Raw genomic sequence first — 23,056 nt, forward strand, 5'->3', positions numbered from 1 at the left:
GAGTTAGCGGAGGTGGCGGAATGGCAGACGCGCATGCTTCAGGTGCATGTATCCGTACGGGTGTGAGGGTTCAAATCCCTTTCTCCGCATAACAAATCAAAAAAGCAACTCGTCGTGTTATATCGACGAGTTGCTTTTTCTTTTTATTTGATGTCAAAGATGAGCGCATCATCTTTTAGACCGACCAGAATAACTGAGTTCGGCATGATTTTGCCTCCTACTAATTCCTTTGCAAGCGGTGTTTCCAGATGTTTGGTGATAAAGCGTTTGATTGGGCGTGCCCCATATTCGGGTTCATACGCATTTTCAGCAATCCAATCAAGCGCCGCATCCGTAAGCTCAAGTGAGATGTCTTGATGCGCCAAGCGTGCAGACAACTGCACCACGATTTTGTCGATAATCTGTTTCACCACGTTCAAGGTCAGCGGTGTAAATAAGATCGTATCATCAATTCGGTTTAGAAACTCGGGTTTAAAATGCAGCTTCAGCTCGTCCAAAACGGCTTCTTTTGTTGTATTTTCAAGCGTACCATCATCAGAAATCCCATCAAGCAAGGTTCTTGAGCCGATATTTGACGTCATGATCATCACGGTATTTTTGAAGTCAACAACCACACCTTTCGAGTCTGTCAGACGCCCGTCGTCAAGGACTTGCAGCAGGATGTTGAAGACATCGGGATGTGCCTTTTCAATCTCATCGAGTAAGATGATGGTATAAGGATTACGACGTACGGCCTCAGTCAGCTGACCACCTTCGTCATAGCCGACATAGCCTGGAGGTGCACCGACCAGACGTGAGACACTGTGTTTTTCCATGTACTCACTCATGTCGATGCGCACCATGTGGCTCTCAGAGTCAAATAAATCCTCGGCGAGACTCTTTGCAAGCTCAGTCTTACCGACACCCGTTGGCCCTAAAAATAGGAAACTGCCCAGCGGTTTGTTAGGATCTTGCAACCCCGCACGGCTTCTGATAATGGCATCAGACACGGCATCGACCGCTTCGTCTTGACCGACGACGCGCTGATGCAAGGTATCTGCCAAATGTAGCAGTTTTTCCTTCTCACCTTCGACTAGTTTTGTCACCGGAATGCCCGTCAGACGTCCGATGACTTCAGCAATTTCGTTATCTGTGACTGATTCTTGCACCAGATGCGTCCTATCATCAGATTCTTGAGCGGCTTCTAAGTCAGCCACTTCTTTTTCCAGTTTTGGAATCGTCCCATGGCGCAAAATAGCTGCCTGTTCAAGGTTGTAGTCGCTCTCAGCCGTTTCAAGCTCAATACGTGCTTGTTCAAGCTCAGCCCGTTTGGTATGAATGGCTTCGACTGCTTCTTTTTCAGTTTCCCAGCGCATTTTGAGCGTATTTGCCTTTTCACGTGTGTTTGCCAGTTCTTCTTGCAGGCTCAGCAGACGTTTTTTAGAGGCATCATCTGTTTCTTTTTTCAGCGCTTCTTCTTCGATTTCCAGCTGCATGAGTTTACGTGTGATTTGATCTAGCTCAGTTGGAGATGAATTCATCTCCACACGAATCGTTGCACTCGCCTCATCCACTAGGTCAATCGCCTTGTCAGGTAGAAAGCGATCTGTGATATAGCGATTTGACAGCGTTGCTGCCGCAATCAAGGCATTGTCATGAATCTTGACACCATGGTGCACCTCAAACCGCTCTTTGAGACCACGCAAGATAGAAATCGTGTCTTCAACCGTTGGTTCCTTGACCAGAACTTTTTGAAAACGACGTTCCAAAGCCTTATCCTTTTCAAAATTCTGACGATATTCATCCAATGTTGTCGCACCGATTAGATGCAACTCACCACGCGCAAGCATTGGTTTGAGGAGATTTCCGGCATCCATAGCGCCTTCAGTTTTCCCGGCACCTACGATGGTGTGAATCTCATCAATAAAGAGAATAATCCGACCGTCAGACTTCTTGATTTCATTTAGCACAGCCTTCAGGCGCTCTTCAAACTCCCCGCGGAACTTGGCGCCCGCAATCAGAGAACCCATGTCCAAGCTAAAAATAGTCTTATCTTGCAGATTTGTCGGCACGTCTTTTTTGACGATCCGTTGTGCCAGTCCTTCGACAATGGCGGTTTTTCCGACACCAGGCTCACCGATCAGGACGGGGTTATTTTTCGTCTTGCGCGACAAAATCCGCACGACATCACGCACTTCCTCATCACGCCCGATGACAGGATCCATCTTGCCAGCACGCACTTTTTCGACCAGATCCTCGCCGTATTTCTTGAGCGCTTCGTATTGTTCCTCTTGATTTTGACTTGTCACACTGCTACCTCCTCGCATACTCTCGATTTTTGCGCGCACCTCATTTTCAGTCACACCATTTTTGACCAGATACTGTGCCAACGGATTGTGGCTTTGTGAAAAGAGAGCTAACAGAACCGTCTCAGTTGATAAAAACTCGTCTTTGAAGTCCCCAGCAATCTTTTCAGCCTCGTTAAATAAATTAAACAAGTTCTGACTAAAGCTCTGACCATAGGCAATGTTACTACCTGTCACGACTGAAATCTTATCTAGTTCCTTGTCAATCTCAGATTCAAAAGCCGTCAGATTGACGCCCAGATCCTGATAAAAGTCATGGGCAAACTGCCCAGGCTGAATCAAAAATTTCCAGAGATGTGCGATTTCGATAGTTTGATGTTGTCTCACCTGAGCGATTTTCTGCGCTTCAGCGAGTGATTGTTGTAAAGTTGTTGTCATTTTTTCAATTTGCATGATAGTTACTGAGCTGACTGCTATCAGTCAAACTCATTTCCTCCTTTTGTTTCTAGAAGTTTATGAGAGATTTCCTTATCTCTAAATCCTATTATAACGCTTTGGTCAGTAAAGGTCAAACTATTTGACTAAGATTTTGACCTTTAATTTGACAACAAAAAATACCTTGCCAAATTGACAAGGTATTTGATTTGAAACCTTTATTTTTTATCCAAGCCCATTGCACGCTGGATTGCTTTTACAATTTCGACAATCACAATCATAGCAACTGAGCCAATCAGCACAATCGCCCATTGGTAGCCGTCAAGATGCGACACATGGAAGATCTTGTTAAAGCCAGGCACGATAATCGTCACACCAAGCAAGATAAATGATACAAGGATTGACCAGTTAAATGTCTTAGAACTGAAAGGTCCGACCGTAAAGATTGATTGGTAGACTGATTTCACGTTAAAGGCATGGAAAAGTTGGATCAAGCCAAGCGTTGCAAAGGCCATGGTAAGGGCATCTGCGTGCATGGCATGACCTGAGTGAACAGGCCAAATCAGCGCCGCACCGTAAACACCTAGCACAAGTGCTGCTTGCAGCAGACCTTGATAGATGATAGATGACAGGACACCACCTGAGAAGAACGACGCCTTACGACCACGAGGTTTGTGGGTCATGATACCAGGCTCAGTCGGCTCAACACCCAAGGCAATCGCTGGGAATGTATCTGTCACCAGATTGATCCAGAGCAAGTGAACTGGCAGCAAAACGTCCCAACCAAACAAGGTTGCAAGGAAGATTGTCAGCACTTCAGCTGTATTTGCTGAAAGCAGGTATTGAATCGTTTTTTGGATATTTGAGAAGACCTTCCGACCTTCTTCGACTGCAACGATGATCGTCGCAAAGTTATCATCAGCAAGGACCATGTCAGACGCGCCCTTAGACACTTCTGTCCCTGTAATCCCCATACCGATCCCGATGTCAGCCGTTTTAAGCGCCGGTGCATCATTGACACCATCACCTGTCATGGCAACAACCTTGCCTTCATTTTGCCAAGCTCTGACGATACGCACCTTGTGCTCAGGCGATACACGCGCATAAACGCTGTACCGCGTAACAACTTTTTGGAATTCTTCGTCAGAGAGCTCATTTAGCTCAGCGCCTGTAAAGACGTGATCTTCCGTGTCCCCTTCGTCAATGATACCCAAGCGTTTTGCAATCGCTTCAGCAGTATCTTGGTGGTCACCTGTGATCATGATCGGACGAATGCCCGCTTCTTTTGCGACGTGGACTGCTTGCGCAGCTTCCTTACGCTCAGGGTCAATCATCCCGATCAGACCTGCGAAAATCAGGTCATTTTCAAGCGTTTCACTTTCAAGCTCAGGCACCTTGTCGTCGTATTTGTAGGCCATCATCAGCACACGCAGCGCTTGTTTGGCAAGTGATTTATTCAGTGCGAGAATCTCTTCACGGTCAGCCTCGGTCATCGCAACAACGTCATCTCCCACGACTTTTTTGCTAATGCGTTTCAAAAGCTGATCTGGTGCACCTTTGACAGCAACGAGATACTCGTTATCTGTGATTTTGTGGATGGTGCTCATGAGCTTACGATCAGAGTCAAACGGCAACTCAGCAACACGCGGCTCAGCTTTCAGCGCTTCACGCAATTCAAAGTTATGATCCAAGCCATATTGGACAAGCGCCGTTTCAGTCGGATCTCCGATTAGTTTACCATCTTGTGAAATCTTCGTGTCATTTGCAAAATTCATCACGCGCAAAGTCATATCGTCAAATGAAATATCATCTGTCGCGTCTTGCAGTGCACCATTTGTGAAGACTTTTTCAACTGTCATCTGATTCATCGTGAGCGTCCCTGTTTTATCAGAGGCGATAATCTCAGTTGACCCTAGCGTTTCAACAGCAGGTAACTTGCGGACAATAGCATTTTTCTTAGACAAAACTTGCGTACCAAGCGCAAGGACAATCGTTACAATAGCAGGTAATCCTTCAGGAATCGCCGCAACTGCAAGGGCAACTGACGTCATCAACTCTTCAAGTGGCGCATGCCCTTGAACAAAAACGCCAATTATAAAAGTCACTGCAGCAATCGCCAAAATCGCATAAGTCAGGATTTTAGACAAGTTGTTCAAGTTTTGTTTGAGCGGTGTATCCGTTTCCTCAGCATTTTGGAGCATTGAGGCGATTTTACCAACTTCTGTTGACATACCCGTTGCGACAATCACACCCAGACCGCGGCCATAGGTCACGTTTGAGTTCTGATAAGCCATATTGACACGGTCGCCAATCCCAGCATCCTCAGCAACTGTGACTGCCAAGTCTTTTTCAACTGGGACAGATTCGCCTGTGAGCGCTGCTTCTTCGATTTTAAGCGAGTTCACTTCGATCAGGCGCATGTCAGCTGGCACAACATCTCCAGCCTCAAGTGAAATGATGTCCCCAGGCACAAGCAAGTCTGACGAAATTTCCTCAACGTGACCGTCACGACGCACACGTGCTGATGGTGTTGACATTGATTTGAGGGCGTCAATTGCGGCTTCTGCTTTACCTTCTTGGTAAACTCCGAAAACAGCATTAATGATAACAACTGCCATGATGATGATGGCGTCAGAAATATCCTTACCGCCTGATGTCACAACAGACAAGATCGCAGCGATAATCAAAATAATGATCATCAAATCCTTGAATTGCTCCAAGAATTTTGCAAGTAGGGATTTTTTCTCTCCCGCATCAAGCTCGTTTTTACCGTATTTTTCAAGGCGCGCTTGCGCATCACTCGTCGTCAGACCCTTTTTAGTGGTCGACAGGCTTGACAGCACTTCGTCAGAAGACTGCGTGTAAAATTTTTCTTTCGACAATATTTTTCTCCTTTTGTCTCAGTTGATATAGAAGGAAACAGAAATAAAAAGAGACTTGTAGCACAATTGCTACAAGTCTCGCTGTTTAAGACAATACCGGAAAACTTTCGTTTCGTAATGACGATATTGCCACAAATGACCTAAGCCACTCGTCTGCTACTCCCTTGAGTTCTATTTTATTATAGCATATTTTGACTGATTATCAATAGCTAATCGTCTCAAATCTGACACGATGTCCTCATTTTGGATAGCTGACCGGTGATTAAAAGCCAACTTCGTCAGGATTATTGGCAAGTTTTGCAGCACCGTGAAGCCCGTCAATCGCTGTAATCTCATCGGCTGACAGCTCAAAGTCAAACAGGTCAGCATTTTGCACGATACGTGCTGGTGTGACTGATTTTGGCAATGGCAGATAGCCTTTTTGCAGTGACCATTTGAGGGCGACTTGCGCTGATGATTTGCCATGTTTTGCTGCGATTTCAACCAATGTTGGCAAGTCCAAAACATTCCCCGTACCAAGCGGTGAATAGGCTTCAGTCAAGATGTCATGCGCTTTATTATAGGCAACGAGTTCTTCTTGTTGATCGCTCGGGTTCACGTAGATTTGGTTAATCACTGGTTTGATTTTCGCTGTTTTCAAAAGCGCATCCAGATGATACGGGTGGAAGTTAGAAACGCCGATAGACTTGATTTTTCCTGCTTCTACGGCTTCTTCCATGGCACGCCAAACATCCGCGTTACGTTTTTCAAAACCGATTGTTTCACGAATCGGTGCTGGATTTGGCCAGTGAATGATATAGAGATCCAGATAGTCAAGACCAAGTTTTGCAATACTTTCGTCAATAGCCGCAACCGCTTCGTCATAAGTCGTGACTTTGTTCCAAAGTTTCGTCGTCACAAAAAGCTCGTCACGCGCAACGCCAGATTTCGCAATACCGCGACCGACTGACTCTTCGTTGCCGTAAGCAGCTGCGGTGTCAATGTGACGATAACCCGCTTTGATTGCTTCAATCACTGAACTTTCAGCAACGTCACCGTCAGGCGTTTGCCAAGTACCAAAGCCAACAACGGGAATTTTTTCGCCGTTTGAAAATGTGTAAGTGTCTGTTAAAGTCATGTTAGACCTCCATTTAGTAAATGTAGAGCATTTATAACAGGTGATGGCTGAACAATCATCTCTCAAGAATATTATAACCTATCTGCGGTGAATTTGTCAGTGATTTGAAACGCAGATATTAAAAATATTCTGACATAAAGCATCCCAGATACTTGTAAAAACATTCACATTACAGTATAATGAATTCAATATAAGAAAAGGAGTATCGGCGCAAAATGGCACCGAACACAGTTATTATGGCAGAAGTAGAATCTTTTCAACTCGATCACACAAAAGTTTTGGCCCCTTACGTGCGTCTGATTGGCGCTGAGTCTGGGCCTAGCGGTGATGTGATCACAAACTTTGACGTTCGTTTGGTACAGCCAAACGTCCAAGAAATCCCAACAGCTGGCTTGCATACGATTGAACATCTCATGGCGAGCTTGATTCGTGACCGGATTGACGGCATGATCGACTTTTCACCATTTGGCTGCCGGACTGGTTTTCACATGATCATGTGGGGCGAGCATACACCTGAGAGCATCGCGCGCGTTATCAAGTCTTCACTTGAAGAGATTGTAAACGTCGTTGAGTGGTCTGACGTGCCAGGTACGACCATTGAGTCTTGCGGCAACTACAAAGATCACTCACTTTGGACGGCAAAAGAATGGTCAAAACTCATTCTCGAGCGCGGCATTTCGTCAGATCCTTTCGTCAGAAAGGTTGTCTAACCAGCCATGACTAAAAGCCGAAAAAGACTGACGACACTCACAACCGCAGCGATTTTGACCGCGCTTGCCATCATCATCCCGCAAGTCATGCCCAAAATCGTCATCCCACCTGCTAGCTTCACCCTAGCAAGCCATGTGCCCATCATGATAGGCATGCTGATTTCGCCTGCCGTTGCCGTGACCGTGGCTCTCGGCTCGACGTTTGGATTTCTCATCTCAGGCCTACCGATCGAGATCACCTTTCGCGCGCTGACCCACGTCATCTTTGCCTTTTTTGGCGCAACATTTTTAGCACGCCACCGCGACTACACGCGCGGCATCAAGTTCCAACTCTTCAACCTCATCATCGCACTGATCCATACACTTTGTGAGGTGGTCATGGTTTATGGCCTTCTGACGACCGGTTTCAGCCACCTAGACGGGAGACATCTAGGCTCTCTACTTTTGATTCTAGGGTTTGGCGGATTTGTTCAGTCTCTGATTGATTTCAATATCGCCATGTTCCTTGTGCGCGCCATCCATAAAGTCCATCCATTTGAGCTTTTGAAAACGCCTGAACTGATTAATGATTGATGAAGAAATTTGATAAAACAAAAAGCACAGCCATATGACTGTGCTTTTCTCTAACTTAAAATGCTTTTGCGACTGTTTCGATTGTGTCAAGCGCTGCATCCAAAATTTCTTGTGATTTTTCAGGTGCATAGGCATGACCTTCGATGAAGACTGATTGCAAATCAGTCACGCCGATAAATGCGAGAATCCCTTCAACATATTGTGAGGCAAATTCTTCACCACCGTAAACACCACCATTTGCTTGGATATGAAGGGCTTTTTTTCCTTCAACAAGGCCAACTGGACCTTCAGCAGTGTATTTGAATGTTTTTCCGGCAACGTTGATCGTATCAATCCATGCTTTCAAGCGTGTTGGAATTTGCATGTTCCAAAGTGGATTTGCGATGACAACTTTATCAGCAGCAAGAAATTGCTCAGTCAATTCGCCGAAACGTCCAATTTTTGCTTGTTGCGCCGGTGTCAAATCGCCAAATTCTTTACCTTGACCAAACGCGTTAAAGCCTGAGATGATGTCCGCGTCAAGTTCTGGCACGTTGTCATTGAAAACGTCCAAGATTGTAAGCTCATCGCTTGGATTCGCGGCTTTATAAACCTCGATAAATTTGTCCAAACCTTTAAGCGTAAATGATTCTTCTGATGTCAAAGGATGCCCTTTGATAATAAGTACGTTAGCCATTTTAATTACCTCTTTTTTTATTAGTTACTCTTCAATTTTACTTAAAAACTGATAAATTTTCAATTTTCGAGCTTGTGAATTTTTATTCATGATAATCAACTAAAAAAACGTATCAGAATGGATAATCTGACACGTTTTTTCTGTTTAATCAAGATGATGATTATTTATCAGTTAATGCTGACAAACCTGGCAATACTTTACCTTCAAGGAGTTCCATAGAGGCACCGCCACCAGTAGAAATCCATGAGAATTTTTCAGCGTAGCCAAGGTTGATAGCTGCTGCTGCTGAATCACCACCACCGATGATTGATTTAACGCCTGGTTGTTTCACGATAGCTTCCATCAAACCAACTGTACCAGCTTGGAAGTCAGGGTTTTCAAACACGCCAACTGGGCCGTTCCAAACAACTGTTTTAGCACCTTCAAGTTGTGCATTGTAATCAGCGATTGTTTTAGGACCTACGTCAAGACCCATGAAACCAGCAGGGATGTTTTGGTCTTCAGTATCTTTTGTTTCAGTGTAGCCAGCAAATGCGTTAGCAACTTTGTGGTCTACTGGCAAAACAAGTTTACCGTTAGCTTTTTCAAGCAATTCTTTTGCCAAATCAAGTTTGTCTTCTTCGACAAGTGATGTACCGATTTCATAGCCTTGAGATTTCAAGAATGTGTAAGCCATACCGCCGCCGATGATGACTTTATCAGCTTTACCAAGCAAGTTTTCAATCACACCGATCTTGTCTGAAACTTTTGAGCCACCAAGGATGGCAACAAATGGACGTTCAGGTGCTTCAACTGCTTCTTGGATGTAAGCAATTTCATTTTCAAGGAGGAATCCAGCAACTGCTTTATCTACATTTGCAGAGATACCAACGTTTGATGCGTGCGCACGGTGAGCTGTACCGAAAGCGTCATTGACAAAGATACCTTCGCCAAGGCTAGCCCAGTATTTACCGAGTTCAGGATCGTTTTTAGATTCTTTTTTACCGTCAACATCTTCAAAACGAGTGTTTTCAACAAGCAAAATTTCGCCATTTTTCAAAGCGTCGATAGCTGCTTCAAGCTCAGCACCACGAGTTGTCCCTGTAAAGACAACTTCTTGACCGAGTTTTTCAGACAATGCTTTTGCAACTGGTGCAAGCGATTTGCCAGCTTTGTCAGCTTCTTCTTTCACACGTCCAAGGTGAGAAAAGAGGACAGCACGTCCACCTTGTTCAAGGATGTACTTGATAGTTGGGAGCGCTGCAGTGATACGGTTGTCGTTAGTGATCACGCCGTCTTTCAAAGGAACGTTGAAGTCCACACGAACGAGAACTTTCTTGCCTGTCAACTCAACGTCTTTTACAGTAAGTTTAGCCATTTTGGTTGTTGCCTCCATATTTGTTTTATTATGATAATACTAGTACATTATATCACAAAATGTAAATTTGATACAAGATTAAGTATAGGTAGCTCTAAAATTTTTTAGAGCTGATTTAAATCCGATTAACCGATTGTCTCAGTAGGCAGATTCATGCCCTTCCAGCCTTCAAGCGCGCTTGCAAGCTCGTAAGCTTCAAAGTCTGCTGACAAAAGTGTGAGCAAGGCAGCCTTGCCCAAAGTCGTCCCCGCCGTCCAGTCATATACAACATAAATCTTGTCGTGGTCTAACTCAGGTAAGTGTCCTGCCAGATCTTTAGCAGGCATGGCAATCGCACCTTTTATCTGGTCTTTTTTGACAAATGCAGGCGCATTTCGCACATCTAAAACCACATACTTTGAGTTTGGATCATCTAGGCTATCAAGTACGGTCGTGTGGTCGATATAAAGGCTCAGGTAAGTTTCGAGTAAATCAATTTTTGCTTGTTTTGTCATGTTTCTCTCTTTATTTTCTATGTTAGTTTTGATAAATGCTGATGTGTTCGCGTTCGTGGCTGCTATTTAACACAACATCACGCATGGCAGCAGCATAGTCACGCATCGAGATATAGCTGTCCCCTTTTTCATTTGTCTTGAAAATATCGCCTGCTAAGCTATAATCCCCCGTTTCTGCACCTGACGGGTCAAAAAATGACGCCGGTGAAAAGTAGGTAAAGTTGACTTGGCTGTCTTTGAGCAGGCTTGCGGCATCACTCATGTACTTCGCAACGGGGTAAAATGGTGCGGTCGGATCAACCAAGTCAATATAACGCTTGGTGCGACTGGCATCAGTATAGAGTGAACTTGTCCCGCCAACTGCGACAAGCCGTGTTTGCGTCCCTTCAAGCAGGTCAATCAGATGACGCATAGCTTTCAGATGTCCTTCTTCTTGACCGTCAGGCGCACGAAAGGCCTCGATCACCACATCAAATGGCGCCAAATCAGCCGACGTCAGATCAAAAATATCTTTTTCAATCGCAGGCACGTCCTGTTTCAGCCGACTCGCATTTCTGACGAGTGCGGTCACATCAGCTCCCGCTGCCGCAAGTTTTTCTGTGATCAAGTTGCCAGCTTGACCAGTTGCGCCAATAACTGCAATTTTCATAAGGTCACCTCTTTCGTATTTGCCTTTATTTTATCATTTTGCTGGCATTTGGACAAAGCATGTGATTATCATACTCATTTTAACACATAAATGGCAGTTCAGACTAATAAAAATCTCCCACTTAATCACAACTAAGCAGGAGATTTTAAGGAGTATTATGAAAAAATATTTTGGGAATGACTTTATTATACCGAGGTTAGCTTAAGGGAAACAAAACATTTTGACTTAGCCACAAATTGCTTAAAAATCTGCCCAATACGCCTCATCTCCATAATCTAAGTGGTTAGTGACACCTTGCCATGTGTCAAAATCAGCATTGAGCTTGTCCAGCTGATCATGGGCGCGCTGCCAAGCATTTTGTCCCGCAAGAAAATGCAGGGGCGGATTTTTTATAGTTGCAATCTTAATCATGGCGAGCGCTGCGAGTTCAGGTGAACCTGTCTGTTTACCCGAGATACTTTCCGTCAATGCTTTGTGCTTTTCAGCTGCACCGCCATCGTAATCACTGATCGTCCGCTCAGCAGAAATGTGACTGCGCCCCGCCCAGTCTGTCCGAAATGGACCAGGCTCGATATTTGTCACCTTGATACCAAGTGGAGCAACCTCTTGCGCCAGCGCTTTTGACCAGCCTTCAACGGCGTGTTTTGTCGCATTGTAATAACCAAAAGCAGGCGAGCCGACAATCCCTGCAATCGACGTGAGGTTGAGAATGTGACCACTGCGCTGCTCACGCATGACAGGTAAAACTGCTCTTGTCATATCTGAAAGTCCCCAGAAATTTGTCTCAAACATGGCACGAACTGTGGTTTCATCTGATTCCTCAATATTACCAAAATAGCCCCAACCTGCATTATTCACAAGGACGTCGATTTTGCCAAATCTATCGACCGCCTCAGCGACAACACGCAAGACATCATCATGATTGGTAACTTCTAACGTTGTTGTAAGGACATCATCATATTTGTTAAAATCTGCGATGTCTGCTAGTTTACGGGCAGTTGCAACGACTGCATAGTCGCGTGCTAGGAGTGCCTCAACGAGTTTTCGGCCAAACCCAGATGAAGTCCCTGTGACTAGCCATACTTTTTTATTTATCATCTTGATACCTTCTCTATTTTTAGGTTTGCAATCAGCCTGCATGGCTAAATTTTTGTAAAAATGCTTGTGTCCGCGCTTCTTTAGCATGGTGCATGACTGATTCGGGGGCACCTTCCTCGACAATTTTGCCATCTGCCATAAAAACGACGCGATCTGAAACCTTCTCAGCAAAAGCCATTTCATGCGTCACCATGACCATGGTCATCCCTTTTTCAGCAACACTTTGGATGACCTTGAGCACCTCTTCAACCATTTCAGGATCAAGGGCACTGGTTGGCTCATCAAGCAGTAATACCTCAGGGTTCATCGCGAGTGCACGCGCAATCGCAACACGTTGCTGCTGTCCACCTGAAAGCTGACTTGGATAGTGGTTTTGGCGATCTAACATACCGACTTGTCCAAGTAAATTAAGCGCATTTCGATTGGCTTCAATGCCTTCGAGCTTTCTAACTTTAATCTGCGGCTGGATAATGTTTTCAAGCACCGTCATTTGCGGAAAAAGATTGAAATTTTGAAAAACCATTCCGACCTCTGTCCGCATTTTAGCAATATGCTTGTCATTTGGTTTACTACCCGCTGCGACAAACGGCTCACCTTTGACTTTTATAATGCCTTTTGTTGGCGTCTCTAAATAGTTTAGCATGCGCAGGAAAGTTGATTTCCCGGAGCCTGACGGCCCGATAAATGTTACAATTTCACCTTTTTTGACACTAAAATTAAAATCGTTTAAAATTTCGGTTTTGCCGTAGCTTTTATAAACGCCCTCAGCTTCTATCATGATTTGTTTTTCCATTTATTTACCTACCTTATACCGTTTTTCGAGATGTGCGACGAGTCGTGCCAGTGGCAAACTGATAATCAGATAGGCAACTGCAAGAATCGTATATGACTCAATCATAAGAAAACTTGATGATGCGTAGTTTTGTGTGACGAGCAACATTTCGCCAACCGTGATAAAGGCAAGAAGTGACGTATCTTTGACCATCATACTCAGATAATTACCAAATACTGGCACTGACCCACGTACCGCCTGTGGTAAGATTATCCTGTGCAGTGCTTCTGTCTCTGTGTAGCCCAGCGCTAAAGCCGCTTCTCGCTGCCCTTTGGGTAGGCCGAGGATACTTGAACGCACGAGTTCACTCAGATAGGCCGAATAGTTAAGGCCTAGTCCTAAAACACCCGCGACAAATGGTGAAAAAGACAGATTAAAATTTGGCACTATCAGTTGCACAACGAGCATGATCAACAGTGGTACCACATAGTACATGTAGATGAGTTGTACCATGAGTGGTGTGCCTCTAATGATTTCTACATAAACAAGTAAAATGCCACGCAGCCATTTGTGCTTAGACAGACGACCAATTGCGATGAAAATACCAAGCACGATAGCCAGTGAAAATCCAATAGCTGATGCACCAATCGCAGTCACAAATCCGCTAGCTAGTTTGGGTAGAAGTTGTCGCGTTGCTTTTGGAAAGTTCAAGTTTTTCAAAATATTGTTAGAACTTGTCGTCTCCGTTAGTTTCACAGGTTTAGTTGGCTTAGCAAGCGCTGATGCCGGAATCCCGTAATCACCAAGAATTTTTGCCAGTGTCCCATTTTTAGCAAGTTTGTAAAGCGCTTGATTAAATTGATATAAAAATTGCTCATTTCCTTTTTGGATTAAATAGCCGCTACTTGCGATGCTATCAGGTTTGTATTCTGATGGAAATTTCACATTGAGATTTGGATTACTTTTAAGAGAATAAGGGCCAACAAAATTATCAGTGATCCCGCCGTCAACTTTCCCCGCTGATACGCCGACGAGTACGTCAGACTGAGAACCAAATAACACATAATCAGCAATCTTGCCAGATTTTTTCAACTTTTCAGCATAATCAACAAAGCTTGAACCTTTTTGAACACCGATTTTTTTACCTTTTAGGTCATCTAGTGTTCTAATCGTCGAGTTTTTCTGAACACTCAGTGCATCAGCCTCATAGTAAATGACGCTGGTAAAATCTGCAATTTTTTTGCGTTCATCTGTGATATACATGCCGTCAGCCGCTAGATTGACGGATCCTTTAGACACTTCAAGTGGCAAATTTTCAAACTTAACAAGCTTGCTCTTAACCGTTTTAACACCAAGTTCTTTTGCGACAGCTCGCACAATGTCCGCATCAACGCCTTCTAGCTTGCCAGATGACGGGTCCTTAAAAACAAATGGTGCATCCCCCGAATTGCCAAATGTCAATATATCCGCTTTTTTGATCGTCTGAAATGTATCCGCTACTACCGTGCTTGACAGACCTCCTAACATGGTAACTATCATCAGAACTGCCAATAATTTCTGGCCTATTTTCATTTTTGTGGTTTGCGCCATAAGCTCTCCTATTTTCAATCATGTCACATGCTATTTTTTAATCTTTCAGCTCAGACAAGACTGTTACGATAGCTGCCTCGTAAATCGCAAGTCCCGCATCTAGCTGCTCATCTGTCACCACTAGTGGTGATAGAAAGCGAATCACGTTATTGTAAAGTCCAGCCCCTTCAATAATCAAACCATGCTTAACCGCTTCGTTAATCACCGCTGATGAAAATTCTGGAAACGGTGTCTTTGTGCCTGGTTTGACGTATTCAACACCGATCATAGCCCCGATGCCACGGACATCTCCGATAACTGAATAGTTCGTTTTTAATTGCTCAAAAAAGGTTGTAACTTTTTCCCCAATCTCTAAAGCACGGCTTAGTAGCTGGTCTTCTTTAATAATTTCTTGGACGGCAAGACCTGCGCGAACAGCAAGCGCATTCCCACCGAATGTCCCGCCAAGCAGACCTGGTGCTACTTTTTCCATGATTGCTGCATCTGCTGTCACAGCAGAAAGCGGTAAACCACCACCGATTGACTTACCTTGTGCGATAATATCTGGTGCCGCACCAAGCTCAGCCCAGTAGTTAGAAACAAACATCTTACCAGATCTAGCATAGCCTGATTGCACCTCATCAGCAATCAGCAAAATACCATAATCATCAAGAATTTTGCGTAGTTGCACGATATAGTCAAAGGGAACTGGCAGGAATCCACCTTCTCCCTGGATGGGTTCAATGACCACTGCTGCAATATCCTGCGGTAAGGCACTATCAACCAATACTTTTTTGAACTCGTCGATATAATAAGAAATCGCTTCATCATCTGACATCGTTTCTTGCGGTTTTCGGTATAAGTTTGGAAATGGCGCGCGAATGACACCGTCTGTTGAGGCGAAGATATTGCCAAGTAAAGACTTTTTAGCTGTCATAACTGCTGCAAAATGCGTCCGTCCATGGAAAGCACCACTAAATACAACAATATTTCGTCGTCCTGTTGCTGCTTTTGCAATCTTAACGGCATTTTCAACGGCTTCCGCGCCTGAGTTTGCAAACATGGTACGCCGATTTTCGCCACGTGTTGGCACTACTTGATTGATCTCATCAGCTAACTCGGCGTAGGCTGGGTCTGTTGTGATATTGATCATCGAGTGTGTGTATTTTTCAGCCTGCTCTTGGATGGCTTTGATGATTTTAGGCTGACCATAGCCAGTATTCATAACACCGACGCCTGCAACCCAATCTAGAAAAATATTGCCATCAACATCCTGGATCATCGCGCCTTCTGCAATCTCTGGTACGATTGGATAAATTGTCGATAAGGCCTGAACTGTTGAGCGATCACGTTTTTCTAAAAATTGACTTGCTTTTTCGCCTGGAAGTGCTGTGTGAATTTCAGGTAGTGCGTTTTTTAATGCTGTCATGGTCGTTTCCTCTTTTTATTTTTGTATGAGTTATTTGAATATCGCAAATATCCAAATAACTCTATGTTAGATATTCTAACACCAAAATAGAAAAAATACAATCTTTTTTGTTAATTTTGATTTTGTGTTATAAAATATGACATAAAATTAGCGTTTTAGAAAACAAAAAAGCAAAGCCAAAATCTGACTTTGCTTTCTTTTTTCAAATCACAAGTGATTAGAATTTTTTACGTTTACGAGCTGCTTCTGATTTGCGTTTGCGTTTTACAGAAGGTTTTTCGTAGTGCTCGCGTTTACGAGCTTCTTGAAGTGTTCCAGCTTTAGTAACTGAACGTTTAAAGCGGCGAAGCGCGTCGTCAAGCGATTCGTTTTTACGTACGATTGTTTGTGACATAGGATTTCACCTCTTTTCCGTTTTGTAGTTATGCTAAAACCAAAAGCATACTAGATTAGTATACCATTTTTTCTGCCAATGTCAATGCTTTTATGACCTGAAATCGTGCTATTTAAGCCTTAATCAGAAATCTGAGACATTATGATAGACTTTTTGCACGTCTTCATCGTCTTCTAGGGCGTCGATCAGGCCTTCAAAAATTTCAAGATCTTCTGCAGAAAGTTCAACTTCACTTTGTGCAATCATCTCAAGCTCTGATACTGTGAACTCTGTCACGCCATTTTCACGGAGCGCAGCAAGCGCCTTGTGCAAGTCTTCTGGCTCAGTATAGACGATGACTTGGTCATCCTGCTGCTCAACGTCACGCACTTCGACTTCTTGGTCAAGCAAGTATTCAAAAATATCGTCAGCATTGTCACCCACAAATCCGATGACCCCAGTGTTGTCAAACAAATACGAAACGGATCCTGATGAACCAAAGTTGCCGCCGTTTTTATTGTAAGCAGCACGAACATTCGCAGCCGTGCGGTTGACGTTTGTCGTCAAGGTATCCACGATAACCATTGAGCCGCTTGGTCCAAAGCCTTCGTAGCGGCCTTCTGTAAAGGTTTCGTCGCTATTGCCTTTGGCTTTGTCGATAGCTTTATCGATAATGTGTTTTGGCACCTGCGCTTGTTTGGCGCGCTCAATCGTGAATTTCAGTTTTGAATTCGACTCAGGATCTGGATCTCCTTGTTTAGCTGCGGCGTAAATTTCCACACCAAACTTTGCATAGACCTTAGAGTTTGCACCATCTTTCGCTGTTTTTTTCGCGACAATATTCGCCCATTTACGTCCCATTTTTATACCTCGTTTTAGATTATTTTCATTCTATTTTATCATATTTTTATGCTAAATGGCAATTATTCAATGATAATCGGCCTTCTGCCATAATTTTGCTCTGATATGTCAGCATTTCCTAACTGATAAATGCTGTCAGCTCGCAAAGTTAGCGTGTCAGCATAGTCTTTACCAACTTTTGTCACAACGTCTTGCGTTCTCAGATGTTGCTGACCTTTTTTTGAAAAACCTAGCACATGCGGTTTTGGTGCGGTAAATATCGCATCTCGCTTAACGTCCATCAGCAGATGGGTCAGAAGTCGTCTGACGCGTGCCTTCGTATAGCGTTTTGTTGCAATTTCATCAACCAGTGACTCGAAGTCTTTTGCTGTTCTGATGGCTGCTGTTATTCTGACGGAAAGCTCTACATTGACCTGAAAAATGTCTGTCAGGCTGTCAGACTGCGAGAGAATCTTGTACTTGAGCAGCGGAAAATAGTCATGCCAGCTGACCTTGGGCGCAAGGGCAAATGCTGCAGCATCAGGCATGACGTCGGTGAGATTTTCAGACAGATGCGTCCTGATCGCACTCGCTGAGGCAAAGCGCTGCAAGCTGTCGTCGTGAAATCCTGCACCCTTGCGCCTGATACTCGCTAGCTTAATGCCATAAGGCGCCACAGCCTTGGTGTAGGCGAGCGCAAGGATGTGATTTGGCGTATTTTCGTCAAACTGAATCCCCGTAAACGCCTGCCACATCTTTTGCATTTTCTGTGGATAGGTCAGACTGTCTGGCAATGCGTCTAGAAAATCAGCCATCTCCTCGGATTTTTCACGGTAAATCTGAGCAAGCGATGTATAATCAATCGCATCAGCATTTTCTGAGTCTGTTCCAAAAACTAACTGCGTGATACCAAGTCCTGCAAGCATGTCAACCGCGTAAGTTGCAAAAAAATCCGCACTCTGAACGCTTGCAAAAAACGGCAACTCGACCACAAGATCGGCACCGTTTTTGAGCGCCATTTCAGCACGCGTCCACTTATCAATAATAGCTGGCTCGCCACGTTGCATCCAGTTCCCGCTCATGATAACAACTTTCAGGCCTTCAGCTGCATCAAGCAGATATTTGTGCCCATTGTGAAATGGATTGAACTCGGCGATGATGCCTGTTATCTCAGTTGTCATCACTGATTTTCTTTCTGTATTCTCATCATTTTCAGCCATTGGCAACTCACCTAACCTTTCGTGAATGCCTGTTTTGCCTGACTACTTATCCTGCCACTTGTCATAGACGGTCATCGCGATATCAATTTCTTCCTTGTGTTTGGCTTTGAGTTCTTCGTTGATGGCCTGTTTTTCGATCAATTCTGCCCGTTTTTTCTTGGCAAATTTGGCGAAAATTGCATCAAGTATCTCGGTCATCTGACGGAAAGCATTGTCACGCACATCCGCGTCAAACTGACCCGTTTCATCAGAATAGATAGCGTCCATCTTGGCCCATTCGTTCATGAAAAAGGTGTCAATCTCTTGATGACTATAGTTTTTTAGCTCGTCAGGCGTGCTCTTGAGTTCCTGCAAAGCGAGCTGACATCTATCCGTTGAGATATAGCGTGTTATCGGGCTTTTTGCTATCTTATATGCCTGTTTTTCTTGCTCTGCTGCCGCTTCAAATGCTGCATTGACTTTATTTTTTTTGACAGCACGCACGATCAGCCAGATAATCAGCACCAATGCTGCAAAACCAAGCAGCCACGGCAATATTTTGATGAAAATTGCGACAATTATCAAAAAGCCAAAGATCCCCCAACAACCACCACCGTCTGAATTTGAACCTCTACTCATGTTAGATTTCCCCGCTCACTTGATCTTATTTTTGTGCCACAAAAAACCAGCGCGCATTATCACCAGTTTCTGTTGCTGGCTCATCTGTGAAGTCCGCATAGACCTTACTTGCGACAAATCCAGCATTATCAAGCATGGTCAGGTAATTATCTATCGAATAAGTGCGCTCATCATGTACCTCATCACGTCGCTCAAACTTGCCGTCATTGTCACTATCAGCCACAAAAAATGTCAGCTCATGCGTGATGCTGTGTGGCTTATCTCCTGAAAATGAGTCCCAAATAAATGCAAAATCGTCTTCATTTTCATGGTAGCTGTAGCCTGGAAAAACATCATCAATCTGGTGAATCGAATGCACATCGAACATGAAAATTCCACTCGCATTTAAGGCGTTGTAAACGCCATCAAAAACCTGCTGAACGGCCTCCTGATCAGGCATGTAGCAAACGCTATCGCTATAACACGTCACGGCGTCATAACTGCCGACGTCACTCAAATCGCGCATGTCCCCCTCGATAAAGCCAATACCAGTCGCCTCGTCAAGTTCATCAAGCGCACGGTTGTAGGCAATAGTCAGCATCTCCTCAGACAAATCAAGGCCTGTCACATCATAACCATCACGCGCAAACTGCACAGAGAGCTTACCCGTCCCACAAGCCAACTCCAAAATCGTCTGAGTTTTTGGCTTATCAGGCGTGCCAAGCGAAAAATGCCTACGCGAAAAATCGTGCCAAGCCGTATAAAGCGTGTCGTCCATCACCGTATCATAAACGCGCGCAAACTCATGGTATTGGTAGTTATCTGTCATTTTTACTCAGCGATCCACGCATCAATTGCGACTTCTGGCGCATCGTGCCAGAGTTTTTCAAGACCGTAAGTCAGGCGCATATCATGCGTCATGACATTGATGACGGTGTCAATCAGGTCAATCAGTACCCAACCGTCTGCACCAGCGCCTTCGACGCCATGAATACTGTCACCATTTTTCTTGACGGCTTCTGTGATATTATCAACAATGGCATCAATCTGACGCGCATTCATCGCTTCCATCACAACAAGGTTATCCATCACGCCGCTTACTTCGCGCATATCAAGCGCAATGATATTCAGTGCTTTTTTATCGTCAGCAGCCGTAACGACTGTTTGTAGTGTCTTTTGTGTTGTTGTCATATTTTTATCTTTCTATGTTACCGTTTTTATCAAATTTCCACATGGCAACGCCGTGGTAGACAAAGGGGGTGCGTGCTGAAAATAGCCAAGGGTCACTCAAAATCTCAGCGCCTGTGCCATTTCCAGCAAAATTACCCATGCTATCTTTGCGATGGCGAAAATTTCTAATGTCTCGTGTTTGAGGGATATCACTCAGTAATTGAGCGGGATCAGGGGCGTTAAAAACCGTGGCAGTTCGTGCGGTCAAACACGCTACGTATAAAGCTAGAAAGCCACCCAGAGAATGCCCTGTCAGTGTAATGTTGCAGGTCGGATTTTCAGCCTTGATAACTTTGAAAAATGCGAGTGCCTTGAGATGTTGCTGCGGATTGTCACGACGGGGTAAATTTTTCTTTACGACGATCGTTGTCACATCCGTCAGAACGTCACGTTTATCAAGTGGATTTGTTCCTGCATACGCAATGACAATCTGACTGCTACTTGCTTTGACAGCCATGGCTTGCAGACCTGTGGCTGTATCATCTATCGTTTTGATGACTTGAAAACATTTATCAAGCCTGTTGCCATTGATGAACACGGAAAAGCTGTCACCCGCACTAATCGGCGCAAACTTGTCATGAAGCGCCATCTTTTTATCAACGTAATAGGCGAAATCGCTCAAAAAGTTGTTGTCAAAGTCCGTCAGAGCGACCTTGTCTGAGGTCAGCGTCATGTGATCGAGCTGCTTGCGATGGATGATTCTTGATGCGTCAGAAAGCTTTTGTACCGCAAAGTAATGGTCGTCAGAACTCCTCACGTGTTTGTAACCGTAAACTGACGCACGATGAAACTGCCCGAAAGTCCGTGTCTTGCCGTCTGCGAGTAAGTTTTGGAACATGCGTTTGCAGCGACGCGCAAGCACTTCATGATAGCCTTTTTCTACGACATGGATCAGGGCGATTCCTGCGGCAAATCCTGTTATAAGTCGCTTTTTAGTTTGCTTTGATGGCATGGATAAAGGCATTATAAGTCGCTAAGGTCTGCGGATAAATCCGCTCACGTTTAGCAGATAGGAAGTTGACAGTCTGTGCAGTTTCATAGGCAACAGCGGCATCAAGGCTTTTTTTATAGGCAAGCTCGCGTGCAAGCTCAACCCCCTCAAAACTACGACCACTTTCGACATAGTCTGCCACATAAACAATCTTATCCAGCAAAGTCATCTTCGCATCGCCTACTGTATGAATCTCGATTGCCCGCAAAATCTCAGGGTCTGTCAGGCCTAAATCTTCCTGAATCTTGTAAATGCCGACCATACCGTGCCAGACGTTATTCCCCCAGTTAAGTAACTCCGGCTCGAGTTGATATTTTGCAATCAGTGACTTGAACGTCGCTTCGCTTTCTTCCTTGGCATAATCGTGTAAAAGTCCCGCCAGTTCTGCTTTTTGGACGTTTTCATAGCCCCAGCGTTCAGCGAGTTCAGCCGCAGCTTTACCGACATTTTGCACATGGCGAAAGCGCTTTTCAGACATGTTATTAGCTAGCTTTTCGAGTAAGGCATCACGCGTCATCAAAACCTCAGGATAGTAGTCAAAGGCCATAAAGTCCCCTTTCTTTTATAAAGTCAAGCACTGCATCTGGCACTAAGAACTTGGGTTCATTGCCCCGTCGCATCATATCCCTGAGAGCTTTTGAGGACAAATCCATCTGTGGCACGTCAATCCAGAGAATCGGCAATGAGGTCCCCGTCCTAAATCTCGGACGTTGCACCCCAACGAGCTGGACTAATTTTACAAGTTCTGCTGCATTTTCAAGCGCCGAAAGTCCGCCAATCACATCACTCCCTGCGATAAAGTAAAAATCCGTCTCGGGATTACTTTTCACCAATGTTTGCAGCGTTTCAAAAAGCGTCTCAGGCGAGTTGAGTCGTGCAGTTTCAATGCCAAAACCTGTTTGACCATGAAGCGCACGCGCTAACATCTCAACAATCGTCCCCTCCTCATCATCAAACTCAGGCATAAACAAAACCCGCTCAAGATTTAATTCCTTAGCAACCTGATCGGCAATCGCCAAATGCGCCATGTGAATCGGTGCAAACCGACCAGAAAAAAGCCCAATCTGCCTACGATTACGCGTTTTTTGAATCTCAAGTTCAACTTTAGTATATGGTGTGAGAAGTTCAATTCCCATGGCTACTCCTTTAGTGAAGAACGACGAAGTCGTGATGAACTTAGGGAAGTAGCTATGCACAACGTGGCTTTGCGATTTATCGCTTAGCCGTTGGGTTGGCTACTCCTTTAGTTAGCATTGGCACTTTGCGCTTTAGCACATTACGTGCCACGCTATGTACAGTAGACTGTATTTCTGATAAGAAATACTAGTCACTGGACTAGGAACGAAGAGACGAACTCATAGAAATAGCTATGTCACAGCTTGATTCACTTCCCTAGCACTCAAAACAATCGCAAACTTAGCAAACTCACACAATCACAAGCTCACAGCTCCTTAACTTTCAACGAAATCTTCCGATTATCCCGTTTTTCTGCCACTTTGAAAACGACTAAAATGCGACCGATTTTTTGCACCACATCAAAAGACATTTCTTCGATTTCTTCTGCGACGTCGTTTATATCTGCGTCAGAATTTTGCAAAATGGCAACTTTGATGAGTTCCCGCGCGTCAAGTGCGTTTCGGATGCTTGTTTTGATTTCATTTGTCAAGCCACTTTTCCCAATCTGCACGATTGGTGTCAGATGGTGCGCTTCAGCGCGTAGATAGCGTTTTTGTTTTCCTGTTAAGTCCATGTTAATCTT

The 23,056-nt window shown here is 44.4% G+C and carries 23 protein-coding genes and 1 tRNA gene; 3 read left to right on the forward strand and 21 right to left on the reverse strand.

Annotation, left to right across the window (positions count from 1 at the left end; translation table 11 throughout):
* Positions 1-6: 6 nt before the first annotated feature.
* A tRNA-Leu gene (locus tag Hs20B_RS04150) sits at positions 7-89 on the forward strand.
* A gap of 54 nt (positions 90-143) precedes the next feature.
* Here Hs20B_RS04150 and clpB read toward each other — a convergent pair.
* The 3 genes from clpB to Hs20B_RS04165 all read right to left on the reverse strand — a co-directional run bounded on the left by clpB (position 144) and on the right by Hs20B_RS04165 (position 6,719).
* Entirely contained in the window at positions 144-2,738 is a 2,595-nt protein-coding gene (gene clpB / locus Hs20B_RS04155) for an ATP-dependent chaperone ClpB (RefSeq protein ID WP_172355930.1), read from the reverse strand.
* 200 nt (positions 2,739-2,938) lie between these two features.
* Positions 2,939-5,602, reverse strand: a complete 2,664-nt coding sequence (locus tag Hs20B_RS04160; RefSeq protein ID WP_172355932.1) for a cation-translocating P-type ATPase — start codon at positions 5,600-5,602, stop codon at positions 2,939-2,941.
* A 262-nt stretch (positions 5,603-5,864) separates the two neighbouring features.
* The gene (locus tag Hs20B_RS04165) at positions 5,865-6,719 is read right to left on the reverse strand and encodes an aldo/keto reductase (protein WP_172355934.1); all 855 of its coding nucleotides are present in this window, start codon (positions 6,717-6,719) and stop codon (positions 5,865-5,867) included.
* 236 nt (positions 6,720-6,955) lie between these two features.
* Between Hs20B_RS04165 and Hs20B_RS04170 the strand changes: the two genes are divergently transcribed.
* Together Hs20B_RS04170 and Hs20B_RS04175 are read left to right on the forward strand one after the other, a co-directional pair.
* Positions 6,956-7,429: an S-ribosylhomocysteine lyase gene (locus tag Hs20B_RS04170; RefSeq protein ID WP_172356104.1), complete on the forward strand. Its 474-nt coding sequence runs from the start codon at positions 6,956-6,958 to the stop codon at positions 7,427-7,429.
* Positions 7,430-7,435: 6 nt separating this feature from the next.
* Complete coding sequence (locus Hs20B_RS04175; RefSeq protein WP_172355936.1) at positions 7,436-8,002, forward strand: ECF transporter S component; 567 nt, start codon at positions 7,436-7,438, stop codon at positions 8,000-8,002.
* A 55-nt stretch (positions 8,003-8,057) separates the two neighbouring features.
* Here Hs20B_RS04175 and Hs20B_RS04180 read toward each other — a convergent pair whose 3' ends face one another.
* The 18 genes from Hs20B_RS04180 to yhbY form a co-directional block, all read right to left on the reverse strand.
* Entirely contained in the window at positions 8,058-8,678 is a 621-nt protein-coding gene (locus tag Hs20B_RS04180) for an NAD(P)H-dependent oxidoreductase (RefSeq protein WP_172355938.1), read from the reverse strand.
* A gap of 160 nt (positions 8,679-8,838) precedes the next feature.
* Positions 8,839-10,035, reverse strand: a complete 1,197-nt coding sequence (locus Hs20B_RS04185; protein WP_172355940.1) for a phosphoglycerate kinase — start codon at positions 10,033-10,035, stop codon at positions 8,839-8,841.
* A 125-nt stretch (positions 10,036-10,160) separates the two neighbouring features.
* Positions 10,161-10,529, reverse strand: a complete 369-nt coding sequence (locus tag Hs20B_RS04190) for a rhodanese-like domain-containing protein (RefSeq protein ID WP_172355942.1) — start codon at positions 10,527-10,529, stop codon at positions 10,161-10,163.
* 22 nt (positions 10,530-10,551) lie between these two features.
* Entirely contained in the window at positions 10,552-11,178 is a 627-nt protein-coding gene (locus Hs20B_RS04195; protein ID WP_172355944.1) for an NAD(P)H-binding protein, read from the reverse strand.
* Between the two features lie 240 nt (positions 11,179-11,418).
* Positions 11,419-12,273: an oxidoreductase gene (locus tag Hs20B_RS04200; protein ID WP_172356106.1), complete on the reverse strand. Its 855-nt coding sequence runs from the start codon at positions 12,271-12,273 to the stop codon at positions 11,419-11,421.
* Between the two features lie 34 nt (positions 12,274-12,307).
* Positions 12,308-13,069, reverse strand: a complete 762-nt coding sequence (locus tag Hs20B_RS04205; protein ID WP_308780238.1) for an amino acid ABC transporter ATP-binding protein — start codon at positions 13,067-13,069, stop codon at positions 12,308-12,310.
* Positions 13,070-14,638, reverse strand: a complete 1,569-nt coding sequence (locus Hs20B_RS04210) for an ABC transporter permease subunit (RefSeq protein ID WP_172355946.1) — start codon at positions 14,636-14,638, stop codon at positions 13,070-13,072. It abuts the gene before it with no gap.
* Positions 14,639-14,675: 37 nt separating this feature from the next.
* Complete coding sequence (locus tag Hs20B_RS04215; RefSeq protein ID WP_172355947.1) at positions 14,676-16,046, reverse strand: aspartate aminotransferase family protein; 1,371 nt, start codon at positions 16,044-16,046, stop codon at positions 14,676-14,678.
* A 217-nt stretch (positions 16,047-16,263) separates the two neighbouring features.
* Positions 16,264-16,440 carry a 30S ribosomal protein S21 gene (rpsU, locus tag Hs20B_RS04220; protein WP_003137442.1) on the reverse strand — a complete coding sequence of 59 codons (177 nt, stop codon included), beginning with the start codon at positions 16,438-16,440 and terminating at the stop codon, positions 16,264-16,266.
* 123 nt (positions 16,441-16,563) lie between these two features.
* Positions 16,564-17,280: a YebC/PmpR family DNA-binding transcriptional regulator gene (locus Hs20B_RS04225; RefSeq protein WP_172355949.1), complete on the reverse strand. Its 717-nt coding sequence runs from the start codon at positions 17,278-17,280 to the stop codon at positions 16,564-16,566.
* 62 nt (positions 17,281-17,342) lie between these two features.
* Positions 17,343-18,479, reverse strand: a complete 1,137-nt coding sequence (locus Hs20B_RS04230; protein ID WP_228407476.1) for a nucleotidyltransferase — start codon at positions 18,477-18,479, stop codon at positions 17,343-17,345.
* Positions 18,480-18,521: 42 nt separating this feature from the next.
* On the reverse strand, positions 18,522-19,097 hold the full coding sequence (locus tag Hs20B_RS04235; protein WP_172355951.1) for a hypothetical protein: 576 nt from the start codon (positions 19,095-19,097) through the stop codon (positions 18,522-18,524).
* 25 nt (positions 19,098-19,122) lie between these two features.
* The gene (locus Hs20B_RS04240; RefSeq protein WP_172355953.1) at positions 19,123-19,905 is read right to left on the reverse strand and encodes a class I SAM-dependent DNA methyltransferase; all 783 of its coding nucleotides are present in this window, start codon (positions 19,903-19,905) and stop codon (positions 19,123-19,125) included.
* Positions 19,906-19,907: 2 nt separating this feature from the next.
* Positions 19,908-20,267, reverse strand: a complete 360-nt coding sequence (gene rsfS / locus Hs20B_RS04245) for a ribosome silencing factor (protein ID WP_172355955.1) — start codon at positions 20,265-20,267, stop codon at positions 19,908-19,910.
* 4 nt (positions 20,268-20,271) lie between these two features.
* Positions 20,272-21,258, reverse strand: a complete 987-nt coding sequence (locus Hs20B_RS04250; protein WP_172355957.1) for a Tle-like phospholipase domain-containing protein — start codon at positions 21,256-21,258, stop codon at positions 20,272-20,274.
* Positions 21,239-21,844, reverse strand: coding sequence for a bis(5'-nucleosyl)-tetraphosphatase (symmetrical) YqeK (yqeK, locus tag Hs20B_RS04255; protein WP_172355959.1), 606 nt, complete (start codon positions 21,842-21,844; stop codon positions 21,239-21,241). The genes Hs20B_RS04250 and yqeK overlap by 20 nt, the downstream gene beginning before the upstream one ends.
* The gene (locus tag Hs20B_RS04260) at positions 21,834-22,433 is read right to left on the reverse strand and encodes a nicotinate-nucleotide adenylyltransferase (RefSeq protein WP_172355960.1); all 600 of its coding nucleotides are present in this window, start codon (positions 22,431-22,433) and stop codon (positions 21,834-21,836) included. The genes yqeK and Hs20B_RS04260 overlap by 11 nt, the downstream gene beginning before the upstream one ends.
* Before the next feature lie 305 nt (positions 22,434-22,738).
* Entirely contained in the window at positions 22,739-23,047 is a 309-nt protein-coding gene (gene yhbY / locus Hs20B_RS04265) for a ribosome assembly RNA-binding protein YhbY (protein ID WP_172355962.1), read from the reverse strand.
* Positions 23,048-23,056: the final 9 nt, after the last annotated feature.

This window comes from Pseudolactococcus insecticola (assembly GCF_011170065.1).
In the GTDB taxonomy this organism is placed as follows: domain Bacteria; phylum Bacillota; class Bacilli; order Lactobacillales; family Streptococcaceae; genus Pseudolactococcus; species Pseudolactococcus insecticola.

Excerpts from the sequence above, each read along its gene's own strand:
- clpB (WP_172355930.1), bottom strand. The coding sequence starts at position 2,738 with ATGCAAATTGAAAAAATGACAACAACTTTACAACAATCACTCGCTGAA.
- Hs20B_RS04165 (WP_172355934.1), bottom strand. The coding sequence starts at position 6,719 with ATGACTTTAACAGACACTTACACATTTTCAAACGGCGAAAAAATTCCC.
- Hs20B_RS04170 (WP_172356104.1), top strand. The coding sequence starts at position 6,956 with ATGGCAGAAGTAGAATCTTTTCAACTCGATCACACAAAAGTTTTGGCC.
- Hs20B_RS04175 (WP_172355936.1), top strand. The coding sequence starts at position 7,436 with ATGACTAAAAGCCGAAAAAGACTGACGACACTCACAACCGCAGCGATT.
- Hs20B_RS04180 (WP_172355938.1), bottom strand. The coding sequence starts at position 8,678 with ATGGCTAACGTACTTATTATCAAAGGGCATCCTTTGACATCAGAAGAA.
- Hs20B_RS04185 (WP_172355940.1), bottom strand. The coding sequence starts at position 10,035 with ATGGCTAAACTTACTGTAAAAGACGTTGAGTTGACAGGCAAGAAAGTT.
- Hs20B_RS04190 (WP_172355942.1), bottom strand. The coding sequence starts at position 10,529 with ATGACAAAACAAGCAAAAATTGATTTACTCGAAACTTACCTGAGCCTT.
- Hs20B_RS04195 (WP_172355944.1), bottom strand. The coding sequence starts at position 11,178 with ATGAAAATTGCAGTTATTGGCGCAACTGGTCAAGCTGGCAACTTGATC.
- Hs20B_RS04205 (WP_308780238.1), bottom strand. The coding sequence starts at position 13,069 with ATGGAAAAACAAATCATGATAGAAGCTGAGGGCGTTTATAAAAGCTAC.
- Hs20B_RS04210 (WP_172355946.1), bottom strand. The coding sequence starts at position 14,638 with ATGGCGCAAACCACAAAAATGAAAATAGGCCAGAAATTATTGGCAGTT.
- Hs20B_RS04215 (WP_172355947.1), bottom strand. The coding sequence starts at position 16,046 with ATGACAGCATTAAAAAACGCACTACCTGAAATTCACACAGCACTTCCA.
- rpsU (WP_003137442.1), bottom strand. The coding sequence starts at position 16,440 with ATGTCACAAACAATCGTACGTAAAAACGAATCGCTTGACGACGCGCTT.
- Hs20B_RS04225 (WP_172355949.1), bottom strand. The coding sequence starts at position 17,280 with ATGGGACGTAAATGGGCGAATATTGTCGCGAAAAAAACAGCGAAAGAT.
- Hs20B_RS04230 (WP_228407476.1), bottom strand. The coding sequence starts at position 18,479 with ATGGCTGAAAATGATGAGAATACAGAAAGAAAATCAGTGATGACAACT.
- Hs20B_RS04235 (WP_172355951.1), bottom strand. The coding sequence starts at position 19,097 with ATGAGTAGAGGTTCAAATTCAGACGGTGGTGGTTGTTGGGGGATCTTT.
- Hs20B_RS04240 (WP_172355953.1), bottom strand. The coding sequence starts at position 19,905 with ATGACAGATAACTACCAATACCATGAGTTTGCGCGCGTTTATGATACG.
- rsfS (WP_172355955.1), bottom strand. The coding sequence starts at position 20,267 with ATGACAACAACACAAAAGACACTACAAACAGTCGTTACGGCTGCTGAC.
- Hs20B_RS04250 (WP_172355957.1), bottom strand. The coding sequence starts at position 21,258 with ATGCCATCAAAGCAAACTAAAAAGCGACTTATAACAGGATTTGCCGCA.
- yqeK (WP_172355959.1), bottom strand. The coding sequence starts at position 21,844 with ATGGCCTTTGACTACTATCCTGAGGTTTTGATGACGCGTGATGCCTTA.
- Hs20B_RS04260 (WP_172355960.1), bottom strand. The coding sequence starts at position 22,433 with ATGGGAATTGAACTTCTCACACCATATACTAAAGTTGAACTTGAGATT.
- yhbY (WP_172355962.1), bottom strand. The coding sequence starts at position 23,047 with ATGGACTTAACAGGAAAACAAAAACGCTATCTACGCGCTGAAGCGCAC.